Genomic DNA, 24,190 nt, shown 5'->3' with positions numbered 1-24,190 from the left:
ACAGCGCTATTCGGGATGCGGCTCCGCCACCACCGTCGCCAGGTGCGGATGCGCTTCGGCCTTGACCCGCTCGAAGAGCTCCTGGTAGTAGGGCAGGCAGTCGGCCATCGCCTGCTCGGTGGTGAACAGCGGCTGGTAGCCCAGGTCGCGGCGGGCCTTGTCGATCGAGAAATAGTTGTTCAGGTAAAGCCGTTCCACCGCACCGGGTTCCAACAGCGGTTCGGGCAGTCCGAACCGGAAGTGCAGCCACTGCCAGCCGAACATGACGTCGCGCACCATGCGGCCGGAGACCCGCAGTCGGGGCCAGTGCTGCCCGCACGCTTCGATGACCGGCCGGGCGAATTCGAACATGTTGATCGGTTCACCGTCGTTGACGAAGTAGGCCTGGCCGGGCGCCGTTCCGCCCGGCACCAGGTGCTCGGCGGCCAGGATGAAACCGTGAATCAGGTTGTGCACGTAGGAGTTGTCCAGCTTGGCGCGTTTGCTGCCGATGAGCACCTTGACGTGACCGGCGACCACGCTTTCAAACAGCTTGCGGAACATGGTCTGGTCGCCGTTGCCCCAGATTCCCGAGGGGCGAATCGAACAGGTCAGCATGTCGCCGATTCCGTTCTCGCCCAGCACGAACTTCTCGGCGACCACCTTCGTCTCGGTGTAGAGGTCGTTGAATTTGGTGGTGTAGGGCATGGTCTCGCTGCCGCCCGAGATGGCCTTACCGCCCATCACCACGCTGTTGGATGCGGTGTAGACGAACCGCTTCACCCCGGCCTTCTGAGCGGCCTGAACCAGATTCTTGGTGCCGTCGACGTTGACCGCGAAGCTGCGACGGCGGATCTCATCGGTGACCTTCGCGCCGCCCTGCAGATCGATGATCGCGGCGGTGTGAAACACGGTGTCGATACCGGCGACGGCGGCTGCCACCGTCTGCGGGTCGCAGATGTCGCCTTGCACCGTCTCGAGGAGGGGATGTTGGGCCAGCGGCGACGGCGCCCGGTCGAAGGACCGCACCTGATAGCCGCGCTCGAGCAGTGTCCTGACGAAATTGGTTCCGACAAAGCCGGAGCCCCCGGTGACCAATACCCGGCCGAGTTCAGTTGTCAGTGCTGGATCACCCATCGGGCGAGCATAACTGAACGTGTTTCAGTTCTTGTGGGCTTCTGGTGGGGGAGCTCACGCCCGATCGGCATCCTCGGGTTCGGCGGCCAGCACGTCCTGCACCCGCTGGCGGGCGCCGGCCAAGTGCTCCTCACACCGTTTGGCCAGCTGTTCACCCCTTTCCCAGAGGCTCAGGGACGCGTCGAGATCCAACCCGCCCTGCTCCAGCCGCTGCACGACCTCGATCAGCTCGTCGCGGCAATGCTCATAGCCGAGGTCACTAACGGGCCTCGTGGACGCGGCTTGGGCTGAGGGTTCGTCAGATGCCATCGTGGTGTCCTTCGCTGGTCGCGGCAATCGCTCCGTCGGCGACGCGGATCCGCAAGTGGGTGCCTTCGGGTGCGTCTTGCACCGACCGCAGCACATGCGCCGGCCCATCGGTGCTCACAGTCTGGACGACCGCGTAGCCGCGGGCCAGGGTGGCGGCCGGACCCAGGGTAGCCAGCCGAGCCGATAAGTGCCCGACCCGTTCGGCCTGCGCGGTGATCAGCCGGGTGACGTCGCGGCGCAGCGTCGCCAGTGCGCGCTCCACCTCCTGGGCGCGCTCGGTCAGCGTGCGCAGCGGGTCGGCCAGCACCGGGCGGCTGCGCAATTGGGCCAGCACGCGTTCCTCGCGCACCACCCAGTTACGCACGGCCTGGGCGCTGCGCCGGCGCAGGTCGTCGACCAGCGCCTGCTCGGCGGCGGCGTCCGGGACGAGCTTCTTCGCCGCGTCGGTGGGGGTGGCGGCCCGCAGGTCGGCGACCAGGTCGCACAGCGGAGTGTCCGGCTCGTGACCGATCGCGCTCACCACCGGGGTGCGGCACGCCGAGATCGCCCGGCACAGGGTCTCATCGGAGAACGGCAGCAGGTCCTCCACGCTGCCGCCGCCCCGGGCCAGCACGATCACGTCCACGCCCGCGTCAGCGTCCAGGTCGCCTAGCGCCTCGACGATCTGGGCGACCGCGGTCGGCCCCTGCACGGCGGTGTTGCGCACCGCGAAGCGCACCGCCGGCCACCGGGTGCCGGCCACCGACATGACATCGCGTTCGGCGGCACTGGCCCGGCCGGTGATCAGGCCGATCGTGGCCGGCAGGAACGGCACCGGCCGTTTGAGCCGCGGATCGAACAACCCCTCGGCCTCCAGCAGCCGGCGCAGCCGCTCGATGCGGGCCAGCAGTTCGCCGATCCCGACCGCGCGGATCTCGCTCAGCCGCAGCGAGAAGGTGCCGCGGGCGGTGTAGAAGTTGGGTCTCCCGCAGACCACCACCTGGGTGCCCTCGGTCAACTTGACCGGGGCACCGGCGACCAGTTCGGGGCTGCAGGTCACCGTCAGCGACATATCGGCGGCGGGATCACGCAACACCATGAACACCGTCCGGACCCCCGGGCGCAGGTTGATCTGGGTCAGCTGGCCCTCCACCCACACCGATCCGAGACGGTCGATCCAGCCCTTGACCCGAACGGCGACCGCACGGACCGGAAAGGGGTTCTCGGCAGAATTGCCCGGCGCGGGGGCGGTCACTTCGAGGTTGTGCGGGTGATCCTGTTGGCCAGCAACGTCTGGAACGGTGCTCGCGCCTTGGTGGCCTCCTCATAGGCGAGCAGGGTCTCCAGCTCGTCGACGCTGAGCGAGGCAAGCCGCGCCCGCAGCTGGGCCAGGGTGAGGTTGCCGTAGTCGAGTTCGTCGACCAGGTCGGGGGTGGGCACCTGCGAGCCCGCGGCCCCGCGGTTGCCCGGTGTGACGTCGGTCTCGGCGGGCCGGTCTTCGGCGCCCTCGCTGAACGAGTACAGCGCGAAGCGCCCGTCGTTGCGCGGGCTGGAATCCGCATCATCGAAACCGTCGAAGTCCACGGTGTCGGCGTAACCGGCGCCGTTGAGGCCGTCGTCGACGTCTTCGTCGAAGGTGGCCCACTCCGGCTGCTCGTCTTTCGGCGGGAAGAGTGATTCGAGCGTGGAGTCGCCCTTGTTGACCAGCTCAGCGATGCCCTGCTGCCAGCGCATCACGGCGTGCGCGGCCTGGCTTGCCAGCGTCATCGGGTAGGTCAGGATGGTTTGTGGCAGCTTCATCGTCTCCTCGACGGCAACGGTTGCCGCGCCGACCAGGAGACGGACTCCGAATGGTGCAGTAGCCATGGCCACCAGACTGCCTTACCCGCCGGTCATCTCCAAGTACTGAGCGCCGGGGCGCGAGCTGGCGGTCCCGTGTCGGCAGACCGTACGCTGGGTGCCATGCCGCCGACCCTCGATATGGAGACCTCAGACACCGCGGGGGCGCCGGTCGCCGCCGCCCCCGCCGGCAAACGGGTGCTCTTGGCCGAGCCCCGCGGCTACTGCGCGGGCGTCGACCGGGCCGTCGAGACGGTGGAGCGAGCGCTGGAGAAGCACGGCGCACCGGTCTACGTGCGGCACGAGATCGTGCACAACAAGCATGTGGTGGACACCCTGACGAACAAGGGTGTGGTCTTCGTCCACGAGGCCGACGAGGTGCCCGAGGGCGCGATGGTGGTGTTCTCCGCGCACGGCGTCGCGCCCAGCGTGCACGACTTGGCGGCCGACCGCGGTCTGCGCGTGATCGACGCGACCTGCCCGCTGGTCAACAAGGTGCACAACGAGGCCAAACGGTTCGCCCGGGACGGCTACGACATCCTGCTGATCGGGCACGCCGGCCACGAAGAGGTCATCGGCATCATCGGTGAGGCACCCGAGGACGTGCAGCTGGTCGACGGCTTAGATGCGGTGGCCTCGGTGCAGGTGCGCGACGAGAACAAGGTGGTGTGGCTGTCGCAGACCACGCTGAGCGTCGACGAGACGATGCAGACCGTGGTCAAGCTGCGCGAGCGGTTCCCCAACCTGCAGGATCCGCCCAGCGACGACATCTGTTACGCCACCCAGAACCGGCAGACCGCAGTCAAGGCGATGGCCCCGGAATGCGAGCTGGTGATCGTCGTCGGCTCGCGTAACTCGTCGAACTCCAACCGGCTGGTGGAGGTGGCGTTGGGTGCCGGCGCCGACGCCGCACATCTGGTCGACTACGCCGAGGACATCGACCCGGCATGGCTTGCGTCCGGCACCGGCGAAGTGCAGACCATCGGCGTCACCTCGGGCGCGTCGGTCCCGGAGATCCTGGTCCGTGGCGTGCTGGAGCGGTTGGCCGCGCACGGCTACGGCACGGTGTACCCGGTGGCCACGGCCAACGAGACGCTGGTGTTCGCATTGCCCCGGGAGATCCGGCCGGACCGCCGTTAATCGGTCAGATGTCGTACTCCCAGGAGTCGAACTCCTGGTTGCGCGGATCACGGGACCGGGTTCGGGGTTCCACGCCGGGTTCATCACCGGCACTGTTGCGATAGCGCACCCGCGAGACCGGGTGGTGGGTGGTGCCGGTGCCGTTGCTGCGGCCGGCCGTCGTCCCCGGCCGACGTCGGGGTAGCGATTCGGGTTCCTCGGTGGGCCGATAACCGCGTGCACGGGGATCCCGCTGGGTCCTCGGCGCCGGTTCCCCGCGTCGCCGGGGCGGCTCGCCCTGCCACTCGGGCGCCGGGCGTCGCCGCCGGGTCGGCGGCTCGTCGCGCAGGTCGGGTGCCGGGCGGCGGCGCCGCGGACGTTCGGTCACCGGAACGTCGTCCATCGGGGGCCGGACGTGCCGTGAGCGTGTCGGCGCCGATGCGTTGGCCCCGCGACGACGCTCACCGGACCGGGCGGCCGACCGGCTTGCCGTGGCCTTCCGGGCGGCGCGACGAGCCTCCGGGGTCGCCCGCCGGGGACGGCCGCCCGAGCGCCGTTCGCGCTGGGTGCGCGAGGCCGACGGCTCGATGGCGTGCGCGGGGTTGCGGTTGAGCGCCGCGGTGAGCATGCTGCCGAGCTTGTCGACCAGTGTGGACCGCCGAGTCGTGGCGTGGTCGTCGGCCGCGGCGGTCGCCGTGCCGCCCAGCATGCCGAGATACCAGCGGATCATCCCGATCAACAGCACGGCGGCCGCCGTGAACAGCATCAGCGGGAACCGCTCGATCAGCGGATATCCGCAGTTGATGACGATCGCCTTGAGCCCGGGGAAACCCGCGCCGCGGAAGAGCCAGTAGGCGGCCGGCACGGTGCAGAACAGGATCAGGGGAGGTTGGATGACCGCGGTGAACACCGCCGATTGCTGCACCATGAGCACGGCCGCGAGGCAGCCCATCACATACAGTGCGGAGAAGACGGTGCTCAGTTCCTTCTCACCGGAGCCCGCGTCGAACGCGACGCCGATCGCGGTCGCGGTGACAGCCACCGCAACGGCGGCCCACCACGGCAAACCGGCTGCGCTGGGCAGAATCGAACGGTGGTCAGGCGCCACCGCCGACTTGTCCCGCTGTGCTGCCACACACTGACGGTACCGGCTGGCGTTGGCGGGCACGCATGGCGGCACGCTCTAGACTTGGCTCCCTGTGAGCCTGAGCCTGGGAATCGTGGGGTTGCCCAACGTCGGTAAGTCGACCCTGTTCAACGCGCTGACCCGCAACGACGTGTTGGCCGCCAACTACCCGTTCGCGACGATCGAGCCGAACGAGGGCGTGGTGCCGCTGCCCGATCCCCGGCTGGTCAAGCTGGCGGAGATCTTCGGTTCCGAGCGGATCCTGCCGGCGCCGGTGACGTTCGTCGACATCGCCGGCATCGTCAAGGGCGCCTCGGAGGGGGCCGGGCTGGGCAACAAGTTCCTGGCCAACATCCGCGAGTGCGACGCCATCTGCCAGGTGGTGCGGGTGTTCTCCGACGACGACGTGGTGCATGTGGACGGCAAGGTCGATCCCGAGGCCGACATCGAGGTGGTCGCCACCGAGCTGATCCTGGCCGACATGCAGACCCTGGAGAAGGCGATTCCGCGCCTGGAGAAGGAAGCCCGCAACAACAAGGACCGCAAGCCGGTGCTCGAGGCGGCGGTGGCGGCGCAGGAGATCCTTGACGGCGGCAAGACGCTGTTCGCCGCGCGCGTGGACTCGGTGCCGCTGCGGGAGCTGAACCTGCTGACGACCAAGCCGTTCCTGTATGTGTTCAACGCCGACGAGTCGGTGCTCACCGATGCGGCGCGGATCGCTGAGCTACGCGAGCTGGTGGCACCGGCCGACGCGGTGTTCCTCGACGCCAAGATCGAAGCCGAGCTCGCCGAACTGGACGAGGAATCGGCGATGGAGCTGCTGGAGTCGATCGGGCAGACCGAACGCGGTCTGGATGCGTTGGCGCGGGCCGGGTTTCACACCCTGAAGTTGCAGACCTACCTGACCGCCGGTCCCAAGGAGGCCCGGGCCTGGACCATCCACGCCGGCGACACCGCACCGAAGGCGGCCGGAGTGATCCACACCGACTTCGAGAAGGGCTTCATCAAGGCCGAAGTGGTGTCGTTTGACGACTTGGTCGAGGCCGGGTCGATGGCCGCCGCCAAGGCCGCCGGCAAGGTGCGCATGGAGGGCAAGGACTACGTGATGGCCGACGGGGATGTGGTGGAGTTCCGGTTCAACGTGTAGCCGGTGCCTTAGTTGATGATCTCGTCGCGCTCCTCGGCCCGCAGCGCTGCCAGCCGATCTCGCCACTGCTGGAGGGCCTCGGGAGACAGTCGCGTCCAGTCGTCGACCTCTGCAATGACCCGCAGCGGTTCGGTGCTGCGATAGGAGCGGGTCGGGTTGCCGGGGAACTTCTTGTCGGTGACATTCGGATCGTTCTCGAACGCACCGGTCGGTTCGACGAGATACACCCGCGGTGTGCCGTCGCCGGCAGCGAGTTCGGCCGCCAGCCCGGCTCCGTCACGCAGGGCGGTGAAATAGATGTGGTTCATCACGATTTCGGGCCGGTAGTTGGAGCGGAAGCCGGCGGTGAGCAGCTCGCCGGCCTGTAGTTCTGCCTTGGTTCCGTGGAAGAACGGGCCTTCATCCAGCACGGGATCCACCGCGTCAGGCTACCCGGCGTGGTTTGCGCGAGATTGCACCAATGCTGGAAAAATCGCCGGATCACCTGCGTGGCTTCAATTTCGCGGGAAAGAACGTCGCCGACGTGTGTCGTGCCGGTGACCTGACCGCAACCGGGGCAGAGGACGCTCGTCGTCATGGCGGTGGTTGAGGCGATCTACCTGGTGGCGGCGACGCTGTGGATTCTCGTGGTGACCGCGGCGGTGTGCCTCGGAGGCCGGTACTTCCTGAAGCTCCGCGCCAGGCGGCGTCGTATCCATCGGTTGATCGGCGGTGTGCGCCTATCCATTGAGCGGGCCATGGGTCCATACCGGGCTGTGGCACGGCCGGTCCTTGCCGTATCGAGAGGACGGTTTGTCGGGGGTCGCGGCTAACGTCCCCGGCATGAATTTCGTCTCCACACGCATCATCACCGCCGACGTCAAGAGACTGGTCGGCTTCTACGAGCTGGTCACCGGTGCCTCCGCAGTGTGGGGCAATGAGCTGTTCGCCGAGATCCCGACACCGGTAGGCACTTTGGCGATCGGCAGCGACAAGACGGTCCCGCTGTTCGGGGCCGGATCCGCCGAGCCGGGCGCCAATCGCAGCGCGATCCTCGAGTTCATCGTCGACGACGTGGACGCCGAGTTCGGGCGCCTCCGGGGGCAGCTGTCCGAGGTCGTGACCGAGCCGACGACCATGCCGTGGGGCAACCGGGCCCTGCTGTTTCGGGATCCGGACGGCAATCTCGTCAACCTGTTCACACCGGTCACCGACCAGGCCCGACAGAAATTCGGACTCCGATAGGGCATCACTGGAGAAGGCGGCCGAGCTCACCGGAGTGCATGAGAACGCCGTGCTGCTCAGGCGGGGCCTGGAGACCCTGATTCGTGTCGAGAGTGCACGTGATTCGCCCTCCTGGGGGCGGTCCTGATTGCCGATGGCGCGAAATTGTGGACCAGGGACAACAGGCTGGGGGTCGCCGCCGCCGAGATCGGTGTCGAGCTCGTCCACCAGCCCTGATGCCGACTACCAGATGACGGCGATCCCCGCGGCGGTCAGCACCAGTGCGCCGGCGGCGTAGAACAGCGGACGCGGCGCTTCACCGGATCGACGCTGCCGGGCCCGGCCGATCCCGAGCACGGCGCCCAGGGCGATCAGCAGCACCAGCTTGACCGTGATCTTGGGGTAGTTGAGCACCACGTCGGCCGGCCAGGGAGCGGCCAGCGCCAACCCGGTCAGCAACGACAGCACCACGCCGTAGTCCATCAGCGGGGTGAGCTGGAAGCGCCGCGCCGCGGCCTCGGCAGCCAGCGCCCCGAACGTCACAGCGAAGCCGACGATGTGCAGCAGAACTATTACGTGCCGTAGTACCTCCACGTCGCTCAGGCTAGCCCGTGACATGGGCACGGGCCAACCCTCGGTGGCCGGCCGGCCGCTACCCTTGACCGCCATGACCTCATCGACCACTCGCCTGGCCGCCGTCGTCGCCGCCACCAGTGACCCGGCCGCCGCCGATCCGGCCGGCTCCCAAGTCGTCTTCCGGGCCTCCGCGGTCGCCCATGACGCGGTCGCCAGCACGATCACCATGGGGCGCTACAGCGTCGAGGTCGACGAACCGCCGACACTCGGCGGCGAGGACACCGCCCCCAACCCGGTCGAGTACTACCTGGGATCGCTGCTGTCCTGCCAGATCGTCACCTGGCGGTACTGGGCCGAGAAGTTGGGCGTCACCGTCGACGAGATCACCGGGCGGGCCGAGGGAGATTTGGACGTGCGCGGGTTCTTCGGCCTCGACGACGCGGTGCGCCCCGGCTTCAGTGAGGTCCGGGTGGTCATCACCGTGACCGGCCCGGAGACAGCAGAACGTTACGCCGAACTGCACCAGGTCGTCGAAAAGCACTGCCCGGTACTGGATTTGACCACCAACGCCACACCGGTTCGCAGCAGTCTGGAAATCGGGTAACAGCGGTGATCTTCATCGTGGTCAAGTTCACGGTCAAGCCGGAGTGGGCGGAGCGCTGGCCGCAGCTGGTCGCGGAGTTCACCGAGGCCACTCGCGCCGAGCCGGGCAACCTGTGGTTCGACTGGTCACGCAGCCTGGACGATCCCAGTGAGTACGTGCTCGTCGAGGCTTTCCGGGACGGCGAGGCCGGCAGCGCCCACGTCAACAGCGAGCACTTCCAGCAGGCCATGACCCAGATGCCGCAGGCACTGGTCTCGACCCCGAAGATCATCAGCCAGCAGATCGAGGCGACGGACTGGTCGCTGATGGGCGAGCTGACCGTCGACTAGGGCCATCACGCCTACGGCACGACGATGATCTCCCGGCCGAGCTGATATCCGGGGGTCAGCGGCAAGATGTCGCCGCTCCAGAACGTCCCGGGGTCGAACCAGTTCGCGTCCTTGTCGGTCGACAGCAACCCCATCTCTTCATAGGTGATGCCCACCGTCTCCGCGCAGTAGGCGGTCTGCATCGCGACGCGGGCTTTGCGCGCCTTACGGCGTTGGCTGAGCTGACGAACTTTACGGTCCAGCACCGGGATTCCTCGGGTCCAGTCGCCCGCGGTCGGCAGCCGGCCCCGCAGCCACCGGCCGGTGAGCCGCGCCGTGGTGGGAAACGCGGTGCCATCCATCCGGGCGATCACCTGCAGCAGCCGGTCTTCCTGTTCGCGGGTGATGGTTCCGTTGAGCTGACGGAACCAGCAGCGCTGCTCGTAGCGACCCATCCATTGCTCGACGGCGGCCCGGGCATCGTTGAGCTGCACCCCGCGGTGGTTGGTGCCGGTCCAGACGTCGAGCAGCTTGTCGCCGAGCTCGGCATGCCAGATCAGCGGGGGCAGGTCCTCGAGGGCGACCGTCATCCCGACGTGGTTCACCGGGGCGTTGGACAGGGTCTGGATGGCGCGGTCGGGGCCGGAGCGGCCGCGAAACAGCCAGATGTCGCCGGTGCGGGTCTCGGCCAGCGCGCGTTCCAACGTCACGGTGTGTTCGTCCACGAATCAGCACCCTAAGGTGTGATCGTGCGCAGCATTTGGAAATGGATCGGCCTGGCCGGCGTGGTCGGCGTCGCCGCCGGGGGAGTGCTGGTGGCGCGGGACCAGCGACGGCGACGGGCCTACACGCCCGAAGAGGTCCGCGCCCGGCTGCATCAGCGGCTGGCCGAAGCCGGCGGTGACAACTAGGCGGCCTCGACGGCGTAGAGGCGGTGGGTGCCGGCGAAGCCCTTCAGCTCGGCGTCGCGGCCGGCGCCGACGGCGATGTCGTCGCAGTCCTTGACCGCGTCGCGCACCGGGCCGCTGATCAGGATCTGGGCGCCGTCGGCGGCGGCGGCGACCCGGGCGGCCATCGCGACGTTGCGTCCGAACAGGTCGTCGCCGCGGCGCACCGAGCGTCCCATGTGAATCCCGATCCGGACCCGGATCGGATGCGCCGGCTTGCGGCCGCGGTGCTGCTGCAGTGCGTGTTGGATGTCGATGGCGCAGCGCACCGCCTGCTCGGGTTGCGCGAACGCGATCATGTAGCCGTCGCCCTGGCTCTTGACCACATGCCCGCCGTGCTGGCGGACCGTACGCTGCACCATCTCGTCATGCCGGGCGATCAGCTTCACCCAGGCGCGGTCGCCGATCCGTTCGTTGAGGGCGGTGGACTCCTCGATGTCGGTGAACAGGATCACCACGTGGCCGTCCGGGGTGAGGCGGGCCAGGTCGGGTCGCTCCACCTCGGCCCAATCGGCGAGATCTTCGATCGAAGACCGCACCGCCGCGCCGAACCCCTGCTTGCGCACCAGGTTCGCGGTCTGCCACACCGTTTTGACGGCTTCGCGTCCGCCGGTCAAAAGCAGGTTGCGGGTGTCGACGCGCTGTCGCAGCTCATCGGCCTCGGCCCGGGTCCGGTGTAACCGCCGGGTCAACACCGCGAGGACGACGGCTTCGACGAGGGCCACCGCTGCCAGCACGCCGACCGCGAGCAGCGTCGGCGTCAGCCATTCGATCCCGAACATTCAGCGCGACACGAACTCGACGACGGCCGTGCTGAACGCGTCGTTGTCGTCGCCGGCCGCGGTGTGCCCGGCCTCGGACAATTCGACGAAGCGCGCACCGGGAACCTTGGCCAGGAAGTCGTGAACGCCCGCGGTGCTGACCACATCGGAGAGCTTGCCGCGGATCAGCAGGATCGGGATCTGCAGGCCCATGGCGGCCGCCTCGAGCATCTCGGTGCGTAGCGCCGGATCGTCGCCGGGTTTGGTCAGCAGCGCCGGATCCCAGTGCCAGTACCAGCGGCCGTCGCGGAACCGCAGATTCTTCTTCAATCCCTCCGGACTGCGGGGCTTGGCCCGGTACGGCAGATATTCCGCCACCGCGTCGGCGGCCTGTTCGAGGGAGTCGAAGCCGTCGATGTGGCTGAACATGAAGTCGCGGATCCGCGCGCTGCCGTCTTTCTCGTAGCGCGGCACCACATCGACCAGCACCAGCTTGACTACCCGCAGCGGTCCGGCCTGATCGGCGACCAGAAGCCCGGTCAGCCCGCCCATGCTCGCCCCGATCAGCGCGACCGGGCGGCCGATCGCCTCGATCACCGCGATGGCGTCGGCGGCGAGCGTCTCGATGGCGTAGTCGGCGCCGGGTGCGCGGTCACTGTCGCCGTGGCCACGAGTGTCGAGCGCGACGACGTGATAGCCCCGGTCGGCCAGGATCTGACCGGTCTTGTGCCAGGAGTGCCGATTCTGGCCGCCGCCGTGCAGCATCAGGATCGTCGGGGTGGCGTCTACGGCGACACCCCGGTTCCATTCGTCGGCGACCAGCGTGACTCCGTCGACGCCGTCGAATTCGACGGTCTGGGCTGTGCTCATCAGGAGATGGTAGACAGTGTGAATCATGGTGGGTGATGACATCGCCGACGGCGGACAGCGTCGCGCATTGATCGCAGGGCTGATCGGGGTGCTGGTGTTGGCGGGCCTGCTCGGCTGGCTCGGTGTTCGGGCCGAGGCCGTCCACCGCGCCGCCACGCAGCGGGCGATGTTCATCCAGGCGGCCCGCCAGACCGCACTCGACCTCACCACGGTCGATTACCAAGACCCCGAGGGTGATGTGCGGCGCGTCCTCGAGTCGGCGACCGGCGAGTTCTACGAGCGGTTCGCCGACCGCGCCCCATTGCTGATCGAGACCGTCACTCGGGAGCATTCGCAGGCGGTCAGCGCGGTGAGCGAGGCGGGTCTGGAATGGCAGTCCGGTGACGAGGCGCAGGTGCTGGTGGTCGTCAGCGTCGCGTCAAAGCATCTCGGTGGTCTGGAGCTGAGGCCGCACGAGCTGCGAATGCGGATGACGGTGCAGCGGGTGGGCAAGCAGGCCAAGGTTTCCGACGTCGAGTACGTGTTATGAGGCGGCTGGTCTATGGTGTGCTGCCGGGCCTGATCCTGGCCTTGGCTATCGCTGCCGGGTGGTTGAAGTGGTACGACGGATCGCATCGAGTCGATGAGTCGATGCAAACCGAAACTATCGAGGATGCAACCGAATTCACCATCAAGATGCTGTCGTTTCGACCCGACAGCATCGAGGGGGATCTGGCCGGTGCGCAGCAGTTGATGACCGATGGCTTCCGGGCCCGATTCGCCGTGCGGGCGCGCGATCAGATCATCCCCGATGCCAAGGCGCGCAACGTCACCGCGGTGGCCGAGGTTCCCGCGGCGGCGTCGGTGTGGAGCACGCGTGAGCACGCCGTGGTGCTGGTCTTCGCGGACCGCACCGTCACGGTCGGCTCCGCCGAACCCGCCGAGGTCGCAGCGAGCTACCGGGTGACACTGGACAAAGTCGACGGCCGGTGGCTGGTCGCGGATTTCGAGCCGGTCTGAGGGGTGGACGATGAGTGAACCGCGGTGGATCGACGTGACGGCGCCCGGGGTTGCGCTCAAGGCGTTGAGTTGGGGGGTGCCCGGTAACCCGGTGGCGTTGTGCCTGCACGGTTTTCCCGACACCGCCTACGGATGGCGCCGGGTGGCGCCCCGACTGGTCGCGGCGGGCTGGCATGTGGTGGCGCCGTTCATGCGGGGTTACGCACCCTCGTCCATTCCCGACGACGGCAGCTATCACATCGGTGCGCTGATGCACGACGCGCTGCGGGTCCATGAGACGGTCGGGTCGACCGGTCACGATGTGGTGATCGGTCACGACTGGGGCGCGATGGCGGCCACCGGGTTGGCCGCCATGCCGGACAGCCCGTTCACCAAGGCGGTGATCATGTCGGTGCCTCCGCCGGCGGCGCTTCGCTCGGCCGGCGCAACGGACCGGTTCGCCATCGCCGGCCAGCTGCCGGCGCAGATGTTGCGCAGCTGGTACATCGGCTACTTCCAACTGCCGTGGCTGCCGGATCGGTCCGCCTCCTGGGTGCTGCCGCGGCTGTGGCGGCGATGGTCGCCGGGCTATCCCGCCGAGGAGGATCTGCGCCACGTCGATGCGGCGATCGGGACTCCGGAGGGCTGGCGGGCGGCGCTGGGCCCCTACCGGGCCCTGCGCAGTGTCCGGGTGCCGGCCCGCTACGCCGATCTGCACCGGCACTGGCTGGAGCTGCCGCGGCTGCCGAGCCTGTACCTGCACGGGCGCACCGACGGCTGCATGTCACCGGCCTTCACGCGGTGGGTGGAGCCGGCGCTGCCGGAGGGCAGTGCGGCGGCCGTGATCGAGCATGCCGGGCACTTCCTGCAACTCGAGCAGCCCGACGAGGTGACCGACCGGGTGCTGCAGTTTCTGAGGTGACCGTCGGGCCGATGCGGGGACACCGGATGGCCGCGATCGACGCACAGTTCTACTGGATGTCGGCGAAGATCCCCAGCGACCAGTTCCTGCTCTACGCCTTCGCCGGAGTGCCGGACGACCTCGACGCCGCCATCGCAGAGCTGCTCGACCGCGCCCGGCAGAGCCCGGACCTCACCATGCGGGTCGAGGATGCCGGTTCGCTGCGCTACCCGCGGTGGGTCCCGGGGTTCGACCACGTCGGCGCGGTTCGGCACCGCGTCCCCGAGGACAGCTGGGCGGGTTGCCTGGACGCCGTGGTGCGGCTCACCGATGACCAGCTCGACGTGCGGGCGGCGCCGTGGCGGCTGCACGTGTTCGCGCCGGTGCACGGCATCCCGGGCCACCGCGGCGCCGGCACGGTAGCCGTCCTGCAGGTGGCGCACGCGCTCGCCGACGGCGCGCGGGCCTCGGCGCTGGCCGCGTGGCTGTTCGGGCGTGCGGCACCGGTGGCCGCGGTCGAGACACCCGATCGCGGGTTCCTGCCCTGGCGTGCCGCCGTCGCGGCACGCGCCCACCGCAGCCGGGTCCGAGACACCGGAGCCGGGTTGTTGCCGCCCCCGCTCGGAGACCGGCCGCCGCTGGCCACCAACAGCCGGCCCGACGGCGCCCGCGCGGTGCGCACCCTGGTGCGCCACCGTGGTGAACTGAGCGGACCCACCGTCACCGTGGCGGTGTTGTCGGCGGTGTCCGCGGCGCTGTCGGAGTATCTCGACGAGCCGTGCAATACGCTGGGCGCCGAGGTGCCGATGGCCAAGACGGGTGTTCGCCTGGCACATAACCATTTCGGCAACATTCCGGTGGGGCTGTACGCGGGACTGGGCCCGGCTGCCCGCATCGAAGCTATTGCGGCCGACGTCGCCAACGGCCGGGTTCGTGCCGGGCATCCAGCTTCGGTCGCGGCCGACCGCGCGTTCGCGGCGATACCGGCGGCGTTGTTGCACTGGGGCGTCGAGAAGTTCGACCCGTGCTCCCGGCCGGTGCAGGTGGCCGGCAACACCGTGGTGTCCAGCGTGTACCGGGGCGCGGCGGACCTGCGCCTGGGCACCGCGCCGGTGCTGATGACCGCGGGATTCCCGGCGCTGTCCCCGGCGATGGGCCTGACTCACGGGGTGCACGGTATCGGCGACACCGTGGTGATCAGCGTGCACGCCGCGCAGTCGGCGATCAGCGAAATCGACGTATATCTACGATTACTGGATGCGTCGTTGTAGGTTGGGCCACATGATCACCGCTGCCGACACCGCTTTGCTGATCCTGCGCCTGGTTCTGGGTGTGACCCTGGCGGCGCACGGTTTCAACAAGTTCTTCGGCGGTGGCCGCATCCCGGGCACCGCGGGATGGTTCGAGAGCATCGGGATGAAGTTCGGCAAGTTCCAGGCGCTGACGGCCGCCACCGCTGAGGTCGCTGCCGGGCTGGGATTGGCCGCCGGCCTGCTCACCCCGATCGCGGCCGCCGGGTTCGTGGCACTGATGTCGGTCGCGGTGTGGACCGTGCACCGTGCGAACGGCTTTTTCGTGCTCGGCGAGGGCTGGGAGTACAACCTGGTGCTGGCCACCGGCGCGGTCGTGGTGGCGATGCTCGGACCGGGCCGGCTCAGTCTGGACCACCAGATCTTCTGTCGCTGTTGGCTCAACGGCTGGACGGGCCTGCTGATCTCGGTCGGCCTGGGTCTGGCCGGTGCGATCGGCCAGATAGTGCTGTTCTACCGGCCGCCGGCCGTGACCGGCGAGTAAGGCAGCCCGCTGCCGGCGTTCTCGTCGACGACGACCCGCCGGCCCAGATACGGAAACGCCCGTTGCGGGCACGTCTCACGGTCGCAGATCTTGCAACCCGCCCCGATCGGCACCACGGTGGCCTCATCACCCAGCGCGACTCCGGTGGAGTACACCAGTTTGTCGGCGTGCGCCAGATCGCAACCCAGCCCGACGGCGAAAGTCTTGTGCTGTCCCAGGTAGCCGCGGCCCTCCGGCGGCGTAGTGGTCGCGATCCAGAAGTACTTTCGCCCGTCGGGCATCTGCGCGACCTGGGTGATGATTCGACCCGGCTGGCTGAACGCGTCGTGCACCACCCACAGCGGACAGCTGCCGCCGACCCGGCTGAAATGAAACGCGGTGGCCGATTGACGTTTCGAGATGTTCCCCGCCTTGTCGGTGCGTACGAAGATGAACGGCACCCCGCGACGACCCGGCTGTTGCAACGTCGAGAGCCGGTGGCATACCGTCTCGAATCCGACCTCGAAGCGCCGCCCCAGCAGGTCGATGTCGTAGCGCAGCTCCGTTGCCGACCGGTGAAACTGCCGGTACGGCAACAGGAACGCCCCGGCGAAGTAGTTGGCCAACCCGATTCTGGCCACCCCGCGGGCCTCCGGGCTCAACAACTGATCGCCGGCCACGATGTCGGACAGCAACTCGGCGTGGGTCAGCAGTGCCAGCTGGGTGGCGATCTGGAAGGCACGCTGCCCCGCCAGCAGCCAGTGCGCGATGCGCAGCACCCGGGTCGCCGGATCGAATACCCGCTTGATTCCCGGCGGCAGGTCGTCGACGACCGCGACGGTGATGCCCAACCGCTCGGCCATCAGATCCGAAAGCTGAATGTCCAAGCCACCGAACCGCATTCCAGTATCGGCGAAGAGCCGCTCCGCGGTGTCGTCGAGCTCGGCGATGTAGTTGTTGCGGTCATAGAAGAAGTCCCGGACCTCCTCGAACGGCATCGGACGTCCCACGGTCTGTGCCGAATCTGCGGACACCCGTGACCGATAGGACTCCAATTCCTCAGTGGCGCCGCGCAGCCGGCGGTGCATGGTCACCAGGCTGTTGCCGATCTCCGGCATGCGTGCGACGAGTTCCTCGATCTGGCTGTCGCTGGCGGTGTGTTCGCCGGCCGTCGCGGTGAACATCTCGCGCAGATCGGCGACCAGCCGGGCGTCGGAGTCCGGCGAGAAGTACTGCGCCGGCAGGCTGAACCGGTCGGTCAGCGTCAACAGCACCGACACCGTGAGAGGCCGTTGGTCGTTCTCGAGCTGGTTGACGTAGCTGGTGGACAGGTTCAGCTCGCGTGCCAGGGCCACCTGGGTCAGGCCGCGTTCCTCGCGCAGGCGTCGCAGCCGAGCCCCGGCAAAGGTCCGGGTCGTGGAGGGTGCCATGGGATGCAGCTTAACCCCCGTGACATTCGCAATATTCGCAAAAACAGCGGATCAAGGACGCATAAATCCACAATTACGGTGCATTTCGGCGAATGTCGATTCTGCGTAGCATGTGGAACATGCAGGTACATGACGTCCGGACCCACCGCAGCGCCGAGGACTTTCCACGCTCGGAGCACCTTGCCTGGAAGATCGCGGAGCTCGCGGCCGATCCAGTCGCCGTCCCTGACGACACCGCCGAGATGGTGATCAACCGGATCATCGACAACGCCGCCGTCAGTGCCGCGTCGGTGTTGCGCCGGCCGGTGACGGTCGCGCGCCGTCAGGCGCTTGCCCACCCGGCCCACCCGTCCAACCCGGGCGCCCAGGTGTTCGGTGTCCCGGGTGGTTTCTCGGCGGAGTGGGCGGCCTGGGCCAACGGGGTCGCGGTGCGCGAACTGGACTTCCACGACACGTTCCTGGCGGCCGAATACTCCCACCCGGGCGACAACATCCCGCCGCTGGTCGCCGTCGCCCAACAGCTCGGTGCCTCCGGCGCCGACCTGATCCGTGGCCTGGCCACCGCCTACGAGGTGCAGATCGACCTGGTCAAGGGAATCTGCCTGCACGAGCACAAGATCGACCACGTCGCGCACCTGGGACCGTCGGTGGCGGCCGGTATCGGCACCATGCTGCGGCTCGACCCGGAGGTCATCTACTCCGCGATCGGCCAGGCGCTGCACCTGACCACCGCCACCCGGCAGTCCCGCAAGGGACTGATCTCCAGCTGGAAGGCCTACGCGCCCGCGCTGGCCGGCAAGGTCGGTATCGAGGCGGTCGACCGCGCCATGCGCGGCGAAGGATCCCCGGCGCCGATCTGGGAAGGTGAAGACGGCGTCATCGCGTGGCTGCTGTCCGGACCGGAGCACACCTACCAGGTGCCGCTGCCCGGCCCCGGCGAAGCGAAGCGGGCCATCCTGGACAGCTACACCAAGGAGCACTCGGCCGAATACCAGAGCCAGGCGCTGATCGACCTGGCCCGCCGCCTGCGTGAACGCATCGGCGACCTCGACCAGGTCGCAACGATCGTGCTGCACACCAGCCATCACACCCACTACGTGATCGGGACCGGCTCCGGTGATCCGCAGAAGTTCGACCCGGACGCCTCGCGTGAGACCCTCGACCACTCGGTGATGTATATCTTCGCTGTCGCGCTGCAGGACGGCAGCTGGCACCACGAACGCTCCTACGCACCGGAGCGGGCGCATCGCCCGGACACTATTGCGTTGTGGCACAAGATTTCCACCGTCGAGGACCCGGAGTGGACCCGCCGCTACCACTCGACCGACCCGAACCAGAAGGCCTACGGGGCGCGCGCAGAGGTCACCTTGAGAAGTGGCGAGGTGATCTCCGACGAGCTGGCGATCGCCGATGCGCATCCGTTGGGGGCGCGGCCATTCGGGCGCAAGCAGTACATCGCCAAGTTCACCGAACTCGCCGACGCGGTGGTCGAGTCGGCTGAACAGAATCGGTTCCTGAGCACGGTCGAGGGGCTGGCGGGGCTGGACGGCGGGGAACTGGGCGCGTTGAACATCCTGGTCGATCCCCTGGTGCTGGACAAGGCGCCGGACACCCCGGAGGGAATCTTCCGGTGAGCGGGCTGCTCAGCTCCGCGACGGCGCCCGCTGCCAAACGCGCGGCGTTTCGCGCCGGCCTGGCTTCCGGACGGCTGCAACGGTTTCCCGGCGCCTTCTCGCCGCTGGTGGCCAAACTGATCGCCGAGATCGGGTTTGAGGGAGTCTACGTCTCCGGTGCGGTGCTCTCCGCCGACTTAGGGCTCCCGGACATCGGGCTGACCACGCTGACCGAGGTCGCCGGCCGCGGAGCGCAGATCGCTGCGGTCACCGACCTGCCCACCCTGATCGATGCCGACACCGGGTTCGGCGAGCCGCTGAACGCCGCGCGCGCCGCGACGGCATTGGAAGACGCCGGCCTGGCCGGCTGTCACCTCGAAGACCAGGTCAACCCGAAACGGTGCGGACACCTCGACGGTAAAGCGGTGGTGCCACCCGCCGAGATGGTCAAGCGCCTGCGCGCAGCGGTGGCCGCACGCCGAGACCCGAACTTCGTGATCTGCGCGCGCACCGACGCCGCCGGCACCGAGGGGCTGCCCGCCGCGATCGACCGGGCCAAGGCCTACGCCGACGCCGGAGCGGACCTCATCTTCACCGAAGCGCTTTCCGGGCCAGGTGAATTCGAGCGGTTCCGGGCCGCGGTGGACGTGCCGCTGCTGGCCAACATGACCGAGTTCGGCAAATCGGAGCTGCTGACCGCCCGGCAACTGGGCGACATCGGCTACAACGCCGTCATCTACCCGGTCACCACGCTACGGCTGGCGATGTTTGCCGTCGAAGCCGGGCTCCGTGAGATCGACACGCGGGGAACACAATCGGGTCTGCTCGACCGGATGCAGCACCGCAGCCGGCTCTATGAGTTGCTGCGCTACGCCGACTACAACGAGTTCGACTCCGAGATCTTCAACTTCACCGTCCAAGGAGGCCGCTGGTGACCACCGCAGAAGTTCACAAGGGACTGGCCGGCGTCGTCGTCGACACCACCGCGATCTCGAAGGTGGTGCCGGAGACCAACTCACTGACCTACCGCGGCTACCCGGTGCAGGATCTGGCCGCACACTGCAGCTTCGAACAGGTCGCCTACCTGCTGTGGCACGGTGAGCTGCCGACCGATGCCGAGTTGGCGCTGTTCTGCCAACGGGAGCGGGCCGCACGCCGGGTCGACCAGTCACTGCTGTCGCTGGTGGCCAAGCTCCCCGACAACTGCCACCCGATGGACGTGGTGCGCACCGTGGTCAGCTACCTGGGCGCCGAGGACGCGGAAGAGGACGACTCCTCCGAGTCGGCCAATGTCGCCAAGGCGGTACGGATGTTCGCGGTGCTGCCGACGATCGTGGCGGTGGACATGCGCCGCCGGCGCGGGCTGACGCCCGTGGCGCCGCACAGCCACCTCGGCTACGCCGAGAACTTCCTGCGGATGTGCTTCGGCGAAGTCCCCGACCAACTGATCGTCGCGGCGTTCGAGCAGTCGATGATCCTCTACGCCGAGCACGGCTTCAACGCCTCGACGTTCGCGGCCCGGGTGGTCACCTCGACCCAGTCCGACATCTACAGCGCGGTCACCGCCGCGATCGGCGCCCTCAAGGGTTCGCTGCACGGCGGCGCCAACGAGGCGGTCATGCACGACATGATCGAGATCGGCGAACCGGCACAGGCGGCGGAGTGGCTGCACGGCAAGTTGTCCCGCAAGGAGAAGGTGATGGGTTTCGGTCACCGGGTGTATAAGAACGGTGACTCGCGGGTGCCGACCATGAAGCGGGCGCTGGCCCGGGTCGCCGCAGCCCACGACGGCGGGCGATGGATGGAGATCTACGACGTTCTGGAAGCCGAGATGTTTGCTGCGACCGGTCTCAAGCCGAATCTGGATTTCCCGACCGGCCCGGCCTATCACCTGATGGGGTTCGACATCGCGATGTTCACTCCGCTGTTCGTGATGAGCCGGGTGGTCGGGTGGACCGCGCACATCATCGAGCAGACCGCCGCCAACGCGCTGATCCGCCCGTTGAGTGCCTACTCCGGCCGGGCGCAGCGCGCGCTGAACGCCGGCTGACCAGGACCGGCCGGTTTTCCGACGGAAACCTAGAACACGTTCTAGTCTGGCGGGCATGGGATTTCTCAAACCCGAACTGCCCGTCGTCGACTTCGCCGAATGGAGCAAGGGCAGCCGCAGCGAGAAGATCCGTCCGATGGCCCGGCACTGGGCCGAGGTGGGTTTCGGCACGCCGGTGGTGTTGCACCTGTTCTACGTGTTCAAGATCGCCCTTTACATTCTGGGCGCCTGGCTGGTCGTGCTGAGCACCGCCGGTGTCGATGGCTTCACCCGGGTGGCGCACTGGTGGAGCGAGCCGATCGTCTTCGAGAAGGTCGTGCTTTACACCATGCTGTTCGAGGTGATCGGGCTGGGCTGCGGCTTCGGGCCGCTGAACAACCGGTTCTTCCCGCCTATGGGCTCGATCCTGTATTGGCTGCGCCCGAACACCATCCGGCTGCCGCCGTGGCCGCGGCGCATTCCGCTGACCGCCGGCAGCAACCGGACACCGCTCGATGCCGCGCTGTACGCGGCACTGCTGGTGATGCTGCTCGTCGCGTTGTTCTCCGACGGCACCGGGGCCATCCCGGAGTTGAGCACCGAGGTCGGTGTGCTGCCGCACTGGCAGATCCTGGCGATTCTGGGGATCCTGGCCGCGGTCGGGCTGCGGGACAAGGTGATCTTCCTGGCCGCCCGCGGCGAGGTGTACGCCCCGTTGGCGGCGGCGTTCCTGTTCGGCGGCGTCGACATGATCATCGCGGCCAAGACGATCTTCATGGTGATCTGGATGGGTGCCGCGACCTCGAAACTCAACCGGCACTTCCCGTTCGTGATCTCGACGATGATGAGCAACAACCCGCTGATCCGGCCGCGTTGGCTCAAACGCCGCTTCTTCCGTGGCTTCCCCGAGGACCTGCGCCCCGGCTGGCCGTCGCTGGCGTTGGCGCATCTGAGCACGGCGATCGAGATGTGCGTACCGCTGGTGCTGTTCTTCTCCCACGGGGGCTGGCCGACCGCGATCGCGGCCTTCGTCATGGTCTGCTTCCACCTGGGCATCCTGGCGGCGATTCCGATGGGGGTGCCGCTGGAGTGGAACGTGTTCATGATCTTCGGCGTGCTGTCGCTGTTCGTCGCGCACGCCGACCTCGGATTGACCGACGTGAACAACCCGTGGCCGGTCGCGCTGCTGTTCGGGGTCAGCGCCGGTGTCGTCGTGCTGGGAAACCTCTTCCCGCACAAGGTGTCTTTCCTTCCGGGAATGCGTTACTACGCCGGCAACTGGGACACCACGCAGTGGTGCCTGAAGGCCTCGGCCGAAGAGAAGATCGCCCGCGGGATCGTCGCGATCGCCAGCATGCCGGCCGCCCAGTTGGAGCGCTTCTACGGCAGCCCCGAGGCCGCGCAGATCCCGATCTACATGGGTTACGCGTTCCGGGGCTTCAACACCCATGGCCGGGCGTTGTTCACCCTGGCGCACCGGGCGATGGCCGGACAGGACGAGGACGACTACTCGCTCACCGACGGTGAGCGGATCTGCTCGACGGCGGTCGGCTGGAACTTCGGCGACGGGCACATGACCAACGAGCAGCTGATCGAGGCGCTACAGCAGCGCTGCGGCTTCGAGCCGGGGGAGGTGCGGGTGGTGATCCTCGACGCCCAGCCGATCCACCGGCAGACGCAGGCCTACCGGCTGGTGGACGCCGCCACCGGGGAATTCGAGCGCGGCTACGTCAAGGTGGCCGACATGGTGGCTCGTCAGCCGTGGGAGGACGATCTGCCGGTCTACGTCGAGTCGGGCGACTCGGTCAGGCGGGATTGACCCACTCGGCGTAGAACGGCGGCATTTGCGATGCCCGGGAGGTGAACCTGGGGTCGCGCTTCTCCAGGAACGCGCGCACCCCGTCGGCTCCGTCGCCGATGCTGGTGTAGAACATGGCCAGCGAATCCACCCGGTGGGCCTCGACCGGATCGGGCTGCGCGGAGTTGCGGTAGAGCATCTGCCGGATCAGCGCGAACGACACCGGTGATCGGCCCTTGGTCCAGGCGTCGGCCAGTGCGCGCGCCTCGGCCAGCAGGGCGTCCGGCTCGTGGACCGCTTGGGCCAGCCCGCAGGCCTTGGCCGCTTCGGCGTCCAGGATGTCGGCGCGGTACAGCAGGTCCAACGCCGTTGGCATGCCGACGATCCGGGGCAGGAACCAGGTCGAGCACGCTTCCGGGGTGATGCCCAGCTTGCCGAACACCAGACCGAACCGCGCCTTGGTGGAGAACAACCGGGCGTCCATCGCCAGCATCATGGTGGCGCCGATCCCGACCGCGGGGCCGTTGACCGCGGCGATCACCGGCTTGCGGCAGCCGTAGATCGCCAGGGTCACCTGCCCCCCGGTGTCGCGCACCCGGGCCAGTTCCGGGTCGTCGAGATCGGACATGTTGGCCAGTGTCGGGGACTTGGTCTCATCGAGGCCGAACACGTTGCCCGAGCTCGACAGGTCCATTCCCGCGCAGAACGCCCGGCCCTCACCGGTGACGATCACCGCGCGGATCGCGTCGTCGTCGTTGACCTCGACGAAGGTGCGTTCCAGTTCGTCGGCCATCTGCACGGTGAACGCGTTGAGGTTGTCCGGGCGGTTCAGATACACGGTGAGAATGCCGTCGGTGACCTCGTGGCGGATCGTGGTGAAGTCCATCCGTCGAGGTTAGTTGCACCGATGTGTTGACTCTGCCCCTGGGGGAGACTCCAGACTCGACGGTGTGACGACGTTGCTGCCGATCGGGGATTTCGCCCGGATGACCTATCTGACCGTCAAGGCGTTGCGGCTGTATCACGAACGCGGCCTGCTGGCCCCGGTGCGGGTCGATCCGTCCTCGGGATACCGCTACTACAGCCCCGAGCAGCTGCCGATCGCCCAGGTCATCCGCCGGTTGCGGGATCTGGGGATGCCGCTGGACGAGCTGACCGACGTGGTCGGCGCCGAGCATGTCACCGACCGCAATCGGGCCATCGTGGCTCATTTGCAACGGCTGGAAGACCGGCTGAGCCAGACCCGGTCCAGCGTCGCGTCGTTGCGGTCATTGCTCGAAGAGCCCTCCGGGGCGATCGAGGTGAGTTACCGGTCGGTGCCGGCGACACCGTCTGCGGCGATCGTCGATGAGGTCGCAATGGACGATGTCGAGCAGTGGTGGACACAGGCATTCGCCGACCTTGACGCCGCCATCGCCGACGGCGCCCCGGGCGTACGCGGTGTGTTGTACTCGGCGGAGTTCTTCGAAGCGGGCCGGGGCGAGGTGATCGCTTTCCGGCCGGTGAACCTCATGCCGAGCGGCCGCAGAGTGCAGGCCCTGCAGATTCCCGCCGCCGAACTGGCGGTGGCGGTGCACCGCGGGGCATTCAGCGAGCTCGATCGCACCTATGCCGCGCTGGGCACCCACGTTGCCGAACGCGAACTGGGCGTCGACGGGCACATCCGCGAGTACTACCTGGTGTCCGGCTACGACACCGACGACGAGGCAGCGCACCGCACCGAGGTGTGCTGGCCGATCTTCCGCACCAAAACCTAGCTACGGC

General features: G+C 68.0%; 28 protein-coding genes and 1 pseudogene. 17 read left to right on the top strand and 12 right to left on the bottom strand.

Annotation, left to right across the window (positions count from 1 at the left end):
* Positions 1-6: 6 nt before the first annotated feature.
* The 4 genes from G6N23_RS14970 to G6N23_RS14955 are packed head-to-tail and all read right to left on the bottom strand — an operon-like array spanning position 7 to position 3,270.
* Positions 7-1,116 carry a 3-beta-hydroxysteroid dehydrogenase gene (locus tag G6N23_RS14970; protein WP_085262451.1) on the bottom strand — a complete coding sequence of 370 codons (1,110 nt, stop codon included), beginning with the start codon at positions 1,114-1,116 and terminating at the stop codon, positions 7-9.
* Between the two features lie 54 nt (positions 1,117-1,170).
* Positions 1,171-1,425 carry an exodeoxyribonuclease VII small subunit gene (locus G6N23_RS14965; RefSeq protein ID WP_085262450.1) on the bottom strand — a complete coding sequence of 85 codons (255 nt, stop codon included), beginning with the start codon at positions 1,423-1,425 and terminating at the stop codon, positions 1,171-1,173.
* On the bottom strand, positions 1,415-2,659 hold the full coding sequence (gene xseA, locus G6N23_RS14960; protein ID WP_085262449.1) for an exodeoxyribonuclease VII large subunit: 1,245 nt from the start codon (positions 2,657-2,659) through the stop codon (positions 1,415-1,417). The genes G6N23_RS14965 and xseA overlap by 11 nt, the downstream gene beginning before the upstream one ends.
* Complete coding sequence (locus G6N23_RS14955) at positions 2,656-3,270, bottom strand: lipid droplet-associated protein (RefSeq protein ID WP_085262448.1); 615 nt, start codon at positions 3,268-3,270, stop codon at positions 2,656-2,658. The genes xseA and G6N23_RS14955 overlap by 4 nt, the downstream gene beginning before the upstream one ends.
* A 96-nt stretch (positions 3,271-3,366) precedes the next feature.
* On the opposite strand from G6N23_RS14955, the gene G6N23_RS14950 reads away from it, so the two are divergent.
* The gene (locus G6N23_RS14950; RefSeq protein ID WP_085262447.1) at positions 3,367-4,383 is read left to right on the top strand and encodes a 4-hydroxy-3-methylbut-2-enyl diphosphate reductase; all 1,017 of its coding nucleotides are present in this window, start codon (positions 3,367-3,369) and stop codon (positions 4,381-4,383) included.
* A 4-nt stretch (positions 4,384-4,387) separates the two neighbouring features.
* On the opposite strand, the gene G6N23_RS14945 is transcribed toward G6N23_RS14950, so the two are convergent.
* Positions 4,388-5,497: a DUF6542 domain-containing protein gene (locus tag G6N23_RS14945; protein ID WP_085262446.1), complete on the bottom strand. Its 1,110-nt coding sequence runs from the start codon at positions 5,495-5,497 to the stop codon at positions 4,388-4,390.
* A gap of 64 nt (positions 5,498-5,561) precedes the next feature.
* On the opposite strand from G6N23_RS14945, the gene ychF reads away from it, so the two are divergent.
* Positions 5,562-6,635: a redox-regulated ATPase YchF gene (ychF, locus tag G6N23_RS14940; protein WP_085262445.1), complete on the top strand. Its 1,074-nt coding sequence runs from the start codon at positions 5,562-5,564 to the stop codon at positions 6,633-6,635.
* Positions 6,636-6,643: 8 nt separating this feature from the next.
* Here the strand turns inward: ychF and arr are convergent, their stop codons facing one another.
* Entirely contained in the window at positions 6,644-7,054 is a 411-nt protein-coding gene (arr, locus tag G6N23_RS14935; RefSeq protein WP_085262444.1) for an NAD(+)--rifampin ADP-ribosyltransferase, read from the bottom strand.
* A gap of 403 nt (positions 7,055-7,457) precedes the next feature.
* Here arr and G6N23_RS14930 point away from each other — a divergent pair, with 403 nt between their 5' ends.
* The gene (locus G6N23_RS14930; RefSeq protein ID WP_085262442.1) at positions 7,458-7,859 is read left to right on the top strand and encodes a VOC family protein; all 402 of its coding nucleotides are present in this window, start codon (positions 7,458-7,460) and stop codon (positions 7,857-7,859) included.
* Positions 7,860-7,866: 7 nt separating this feature from the next.
* Positions 7,867-7,959, top strand: a pseudogene (locus G6N23_RS22070) (type II toxin-antitoxin system VapB family antitoxin); the annotation flags it as partial.
* A gap of 122 nt (positions 7,960-8,081) precedes the next feature.
* Here the strand turns inward: G6N23_RS22070 and G6N23_RS14925 are convergent.
* The gene (locus tag G6N23_RS14925) at positions 8,082-8,432 is read right to left on the bottom strand and encodes a Fe-S protein (RefSeq protein ID WP_085262635.1); all 351 of its coding nucleotides are present in this window, start codon (positions 8,430-8,432) and stop codon (positions 8,082-8,084) included.
* A 73-nt stretch (positions 8,433-8,505) separates the two neighbouring features.
* Between G6N23_RS14925 and G6N23_RS14920 the strand changes: the two genes are divergently transcribed.
* On the top strand, positions 8,506-9,018 hold the full coding sequence (locus G6N23_RS14920) for an OsmC family protein (RefSeq protein ID WP_085262441.1): 513 nt from the start codon (positions 8,506-8,508) through the stop codon (positions 9,016-9,018).
* Positions 9,019-9,023: 5 nt separating this feature from the next.
* The gene (locus G6N23_RS14915; RefSeq protein WP_085262440.1) at positions 9,024-9,347 is read left to right on the top strand and encodes a putative quinol monooxygenase; all 324 of its coding nucleotides are present in this window, start codon (positions 9,024-9,026) and stop codon (positions 9,345-9,347) included.
* A gap of 11 nt (positions 9,348-9,358) precedes the next feature.
* Here the strand turns inward: G6N23_RS14915 and G6N23_RS14910 are convergent, their stop codons facing one another.
* Positions 9,359-10,051: a guanylate cyclase gene (locus G6N23_RS14910; protein ID WP_085262439.1), complete on the bottom strand. Its 693-nt coding sequence runs from the start codon at positions 10,049-10,051 to the stop codon at positions 9,359-9,361.
* Between the two features lie 24 nt (positions 10,052-10,075).
* Here G6N23_RS14910 and G6N23_RS21465 point away from each other — a divergent pair, with 24 nt between their 5' ends.
* The gene (locus G6N23_RS21465) at positions 10,076-10,237 is read left to right on the top strand and encodes a hypothetical protein (RefSeq protein WP_095174146.1); all 162 of its coding nucleotides are present in this window, start codon (positions 10,076-10,078) and stop codon (positions 10,235-10,237) included.
* Here G6N23_RS21465 and G6N23_RS14905 read toward each other — a convergent pair.
* Both G6N23_RS14905 and G6N23_RS14900 read right to left on the bottom strand, forming a co-directional pair.
* Positions 10,234-11,055 carry an adenylate/guanylate cyclase domain-containing protein gene (locus G6N23_RS14905; protein ID WP_085262438.1) on the bottom strand — a complete coding sequence of 274 codons (822 nt, stop codon included), beginning with the start codon at positions 11,053-11,055 and terminating at the stop codon, positions 10,234-10,236. The genes G6N23_RS21465 and G6N23_RS14905 overlap by 4 nt on opposite strands.
* Complete coding sequence (locus G6N23_RS14900) at positions 11,056-11,904, bottom strand: alpha/beta fold hydrolase (RefSeq protein WP_095174147.1); 849 nt, start codon at positions 11,902-11,904, stop codon at positions 11,056-11,058.
* A 25-nt stretch (positions 11,905-11,929) separates the two neighbouring features.
* Here G6N23_RS14900 and G6N23_RS14895 point away from each other — a divergent pair, with 25 nt between their 5' ends.
* From G6N23_RS14895 to G6N23_RS14875, 5 genes are all read left to right on the top strand, one after another.
* Positions 11,930-12,433 carry an Rv1363c family protein gene (locus G6N23_RS14895; RefSeq protein ID WP_085262436.1) on the top strand — a complete coding sequence of 168 codons (504 nt, stop codon included), beginning with the start codon at positions 11,930-11,932 and terminating at the stop codon, positions 12,431-12,433.
* Positions 12,434-12,534: 101 nt separating this feature from the next.
* Positions 12,535-12,903: a hypothetical protein gene (locus G6N23_RS14890; RefSeq protein ID WP_234808710.1), complete on the top strand. Its 369-nt coding sequence runs from the start codon at positions 12,535-12,537 to the stop codon at positions 12,901-12,903.
* Between the two features lie 10 nt (positions 12,904-12,913).
* The gene (locus tag G6N23_RS14885) at positions 12,914-13,804 is read left to right on the top strand and encodes an alpha/beta fold hydrolase (RefSeq protein ID WP_085262434.1); all 891 of its coding nucleotides are present in this window, start codon (positions 12,914-12,916) and stop codon (positions 13,802-13,804) included.
* 11 nt (positions 13,805-13,815) lie between these two features.
* Complete coding sequence (locus G6N23_RS14880) at positions 13,816-15,054, top strand: WS/DGAT/MGAT family O-acyltransferase (protein WP_085262634.1); 1,239 nt, start codon at positions 13,816-13,818, stop codon at positions 15,052-15,054.
* Between the two features lie 10 nt (positions 15,055-15,064).
* Positions 15,065-15,577 (top strand): DoxX family protein, encoded by a 513-nt coding sequence (locus G6N23_RS14875; protein ID WP_085262633.1) that lies wholly within the window; start codon positions 15,065-15,067, stop codon positions 15,575-15,577.
* Here G6N23_RS14875 and G6N23_RS14870 read toward each other — a convergent pair.
* The gene (locus G6N23_RS14870) at positions 15,547-16,986 is read right to left on the bottom strand and encodes a short-chain fatty acyl-CoA regulator family protein (RefSeq protein ID WP_085262433.1); all 1,440 of its coding nucleotides are present in this window, start codon (positions 16,984-16,986) and stop codon (positions 15,547-15,549) included. The genes G6N23_RS14875 and G6N23_RS14870 overlap by 31 nt on opposite strands.
* A gap of 119 nt (positions 16,987-17,105) precedes the next feature.
* On the opposite strand from G6N23_RS14870, the gene prpD reads away from it, so the two are divergent.
* Genes prpD through G6N23_RS14850 form a run of 4 tightly spaced genes read left to right on the top strand, consistent with a single transcriptional unit; the run spans position 17,106 to position 22,447 of the window.
* The gene (prpD, locus tag G6N23_RS14865) at positions 17,106-18,620 is read left to right on the top strand and encodes a 2-methylcitrate dehydratase PrpD (protein ID WP_085262632.1); all 1,515 of its coding nucleotides are present in this window, start codon (positions 17,106-17,108) and stop codon (positions 18,618-18,620) included.
* The gene (gene prpB / locus G6N23_RS14860; protein WP_085262432.1) at positions 18,617-19,534 is read left to right on the top strand and encodes a methylisocitrate lyase; all 918 of its coding nucleotides are present in this window, start codon (positions 18,617-18,619) and stop codon (positions 19,532-19,534) included. The genes prpD and prpB overlap by 4 nt, the downstream gene beginning before the upstream one ends.
* Complete coding sequence (locus G6N23_RS14855) at positions 19,531-20,649, top strand: bifunctional 2-methylcitrate synthase/citrate synthase (protein WP_085262431.1); 1,119 nt, start codon at positions 19,531-19,533, stop codon at positions 20,647-20,649. Before prpB ends, G6N23_RS14855 begins: the two co-directional genes overlap by 4 nt.
* Before the next feature lie 55 nt (positions 20,650-20,704).
* On the top strand, positions 20,705-22,447 hold the full coding sequence (locus tag G6N23_RS14850) for a DUF3556 domain-containing protein (RefSeq protein WP_085262430.1): 1,743 nt from the start codon (positions 20,705-20,707) through the stop codon (positions 22,445-22,447).
* Here G6N23_RS14850 and G6N23_RS14845 read toward each other — a convergent pair.
* On the bottom strand, positions 22,434-23,312 hold the full coding sequence (locus G6N23_RS14845; protein ID WP_085262429.1) for a crotonase/enoyl-CoA hydratase family protein: 879 nt from the start codon (positions 23,310-23,312) through the stop codon (positions 22,434-22,436). The two genes, G6N23_RS14850 and G6N23_RS14845, sit on opposite strands and share 14 nt — an antisense overlap.
* Before the next feature lie 64 nt (positions 23,313-23,376).
* Here G6N23_RS14845 and G6N23_RS14840 point away from each other — a divergent pair, with 64 nt between their 5' ends.
* Positions 23,377-24,183, top strand: coding sequence for a MerR family transcriptional regulator (locus G6N23_RS14840; RefSeq protein WP_085262428.1), 807 nt, complete (start codon positions 23,377-23,379; stop codon positions 24,181-24,183).
* Positions 24,184-24,190: the final 7 nt, after the last annotated feature.

The sequence above is a fragment of the Mycolicibacter terrae genome, assembly GCF_010727125.1.
Classification (GTDB): Bacteria; Actinomycetota; Actinomycetes; order Mycobacteriales; family Mycobacteriaceae; genus Mycobacterium; species Mycobacterium terrae.
The sequence above is the reverse complement of the archived record's forward strand: the minus strand, read 5'-3'. Positions and strand labels throughout refer to the sequence as shown.

Bases quoted from the DNA above. Each gene is read 5' to 3' on its own strand.
- G6N23_RS14970 (WP_085262451.1), bottom strand. From the start codon at position 1,116: ATGGGTGATCCAGCACTGACAACTGAACTCGGCCGGGTATTGGTCACC.
- G6N23_RS14965 (WP_085262450.1), bottom strand. From the start codon at position 1,425: ATGGCATCTGACGAACCCTCAGCCCAAGCCGCGTCCACGAGGCCCGTT.
- G6N23_RS14955 (WP_085262448.1), bottom strand. From the start codon at position 3,270: ATGGCTACTGCACCATTCGGAGTCCGTCTCCTGGTCGGCGCGGCAACC.
- G6N23_RS14950 (WP_085262447.1), top strand. From the start codon at position 3,367: ATGCCGCCGACCCTCGATATGGAGACCTCAGACACCGCGGGGGCGCCG.
- G6N23_RS14930 (WP_085262442.1), top strand. From the start codon at position 7,458: ATGAATTTCGTCTCCACACGCATCATCACCGCCGACGTCAAGAGACTG.
- G6N23_RS14920 (WP_085262441.1), top strand. From the start codon at position 8,506: ATGACCTCATCGACCACTCGCCTGGCCGCCGTCGTCGCCGCCACCAGT.
- G6N23_RS14905 (WP_085262438.1), bottom strand. From the start codon at position 11,055: ATGTTCGGGATCGAATGGCTGACGCCGACGCTGCTCGCGGTCGGCGTG.
- G6N23_RS14900 (WP_095174147.1), bottom strand. From the start codon at position 11,904: ATGAGCACAGCCCAGACCGTCGAATTCGACGGCGTCGACGGAGTCACG.
- G6N23_RS14895 (WP_085262436.1), top strand. From the start codon at position 11,930: ATGGTGGGTGATGACATCGCCGACGGCGGACAGCGTCGCGCATTGATC.
- G6N23_RS14890 (WP_234808710.1), top strand. From the start codon at position 12,535: ATGCAAACCGAAACTATCGAGGATGCAACCGAATTCACCATCAAGATG.
- G6N23_RS14885 (WP_085262434.1), top strand. From the start codon at position 12,914: ATGAGTGAACCGCGGTGGATCGACGTGACGGCGCCCGGGGTTGCGCTC.
- G6N23_RS14880 (WP_085262634.1), top strand. From the start codon at position 13,816: ATGCGGGGACACCGGATGGCCGCGATCGACGCACAGTTCTACTGGATG.
- G6N23_RS14875 (WP_085262633.1), top strand. From the start codon at position 15,065: ATGATCACCGCTGCCGACACCGCTTTGCTGATCCTGCGCCTGGTTCTG.
- G6N23_RS14870 (WP_085262433.1), bottom strand. From the start codon at position 16,986: ATGGCACCCTCCACGACCCGGACCTTTGCCGGGGCTCGGCTGCGACGC.
- prpD (WP_085262632.1), top strand. From the start codon at position 17,106: ATGCAGGTACATGACGTCCGGACCCACCGCAGCGCCGAGGACTTTCCA.
- G6N23_RS14850 (WP_085262430.1), top strand. From the start codon at position 20,705: ATGGGATTTCTCAAACCCGAACTGCCCGTCGTCGACTTCGCCGAATGG.
- G6N23_RS14845 (WP_085262429.1), bottom strand. From the start codon at position 23,312: ATGGACTTCACCACGATCCGCCACGAGGTCACCGACGGCATTCTCACC.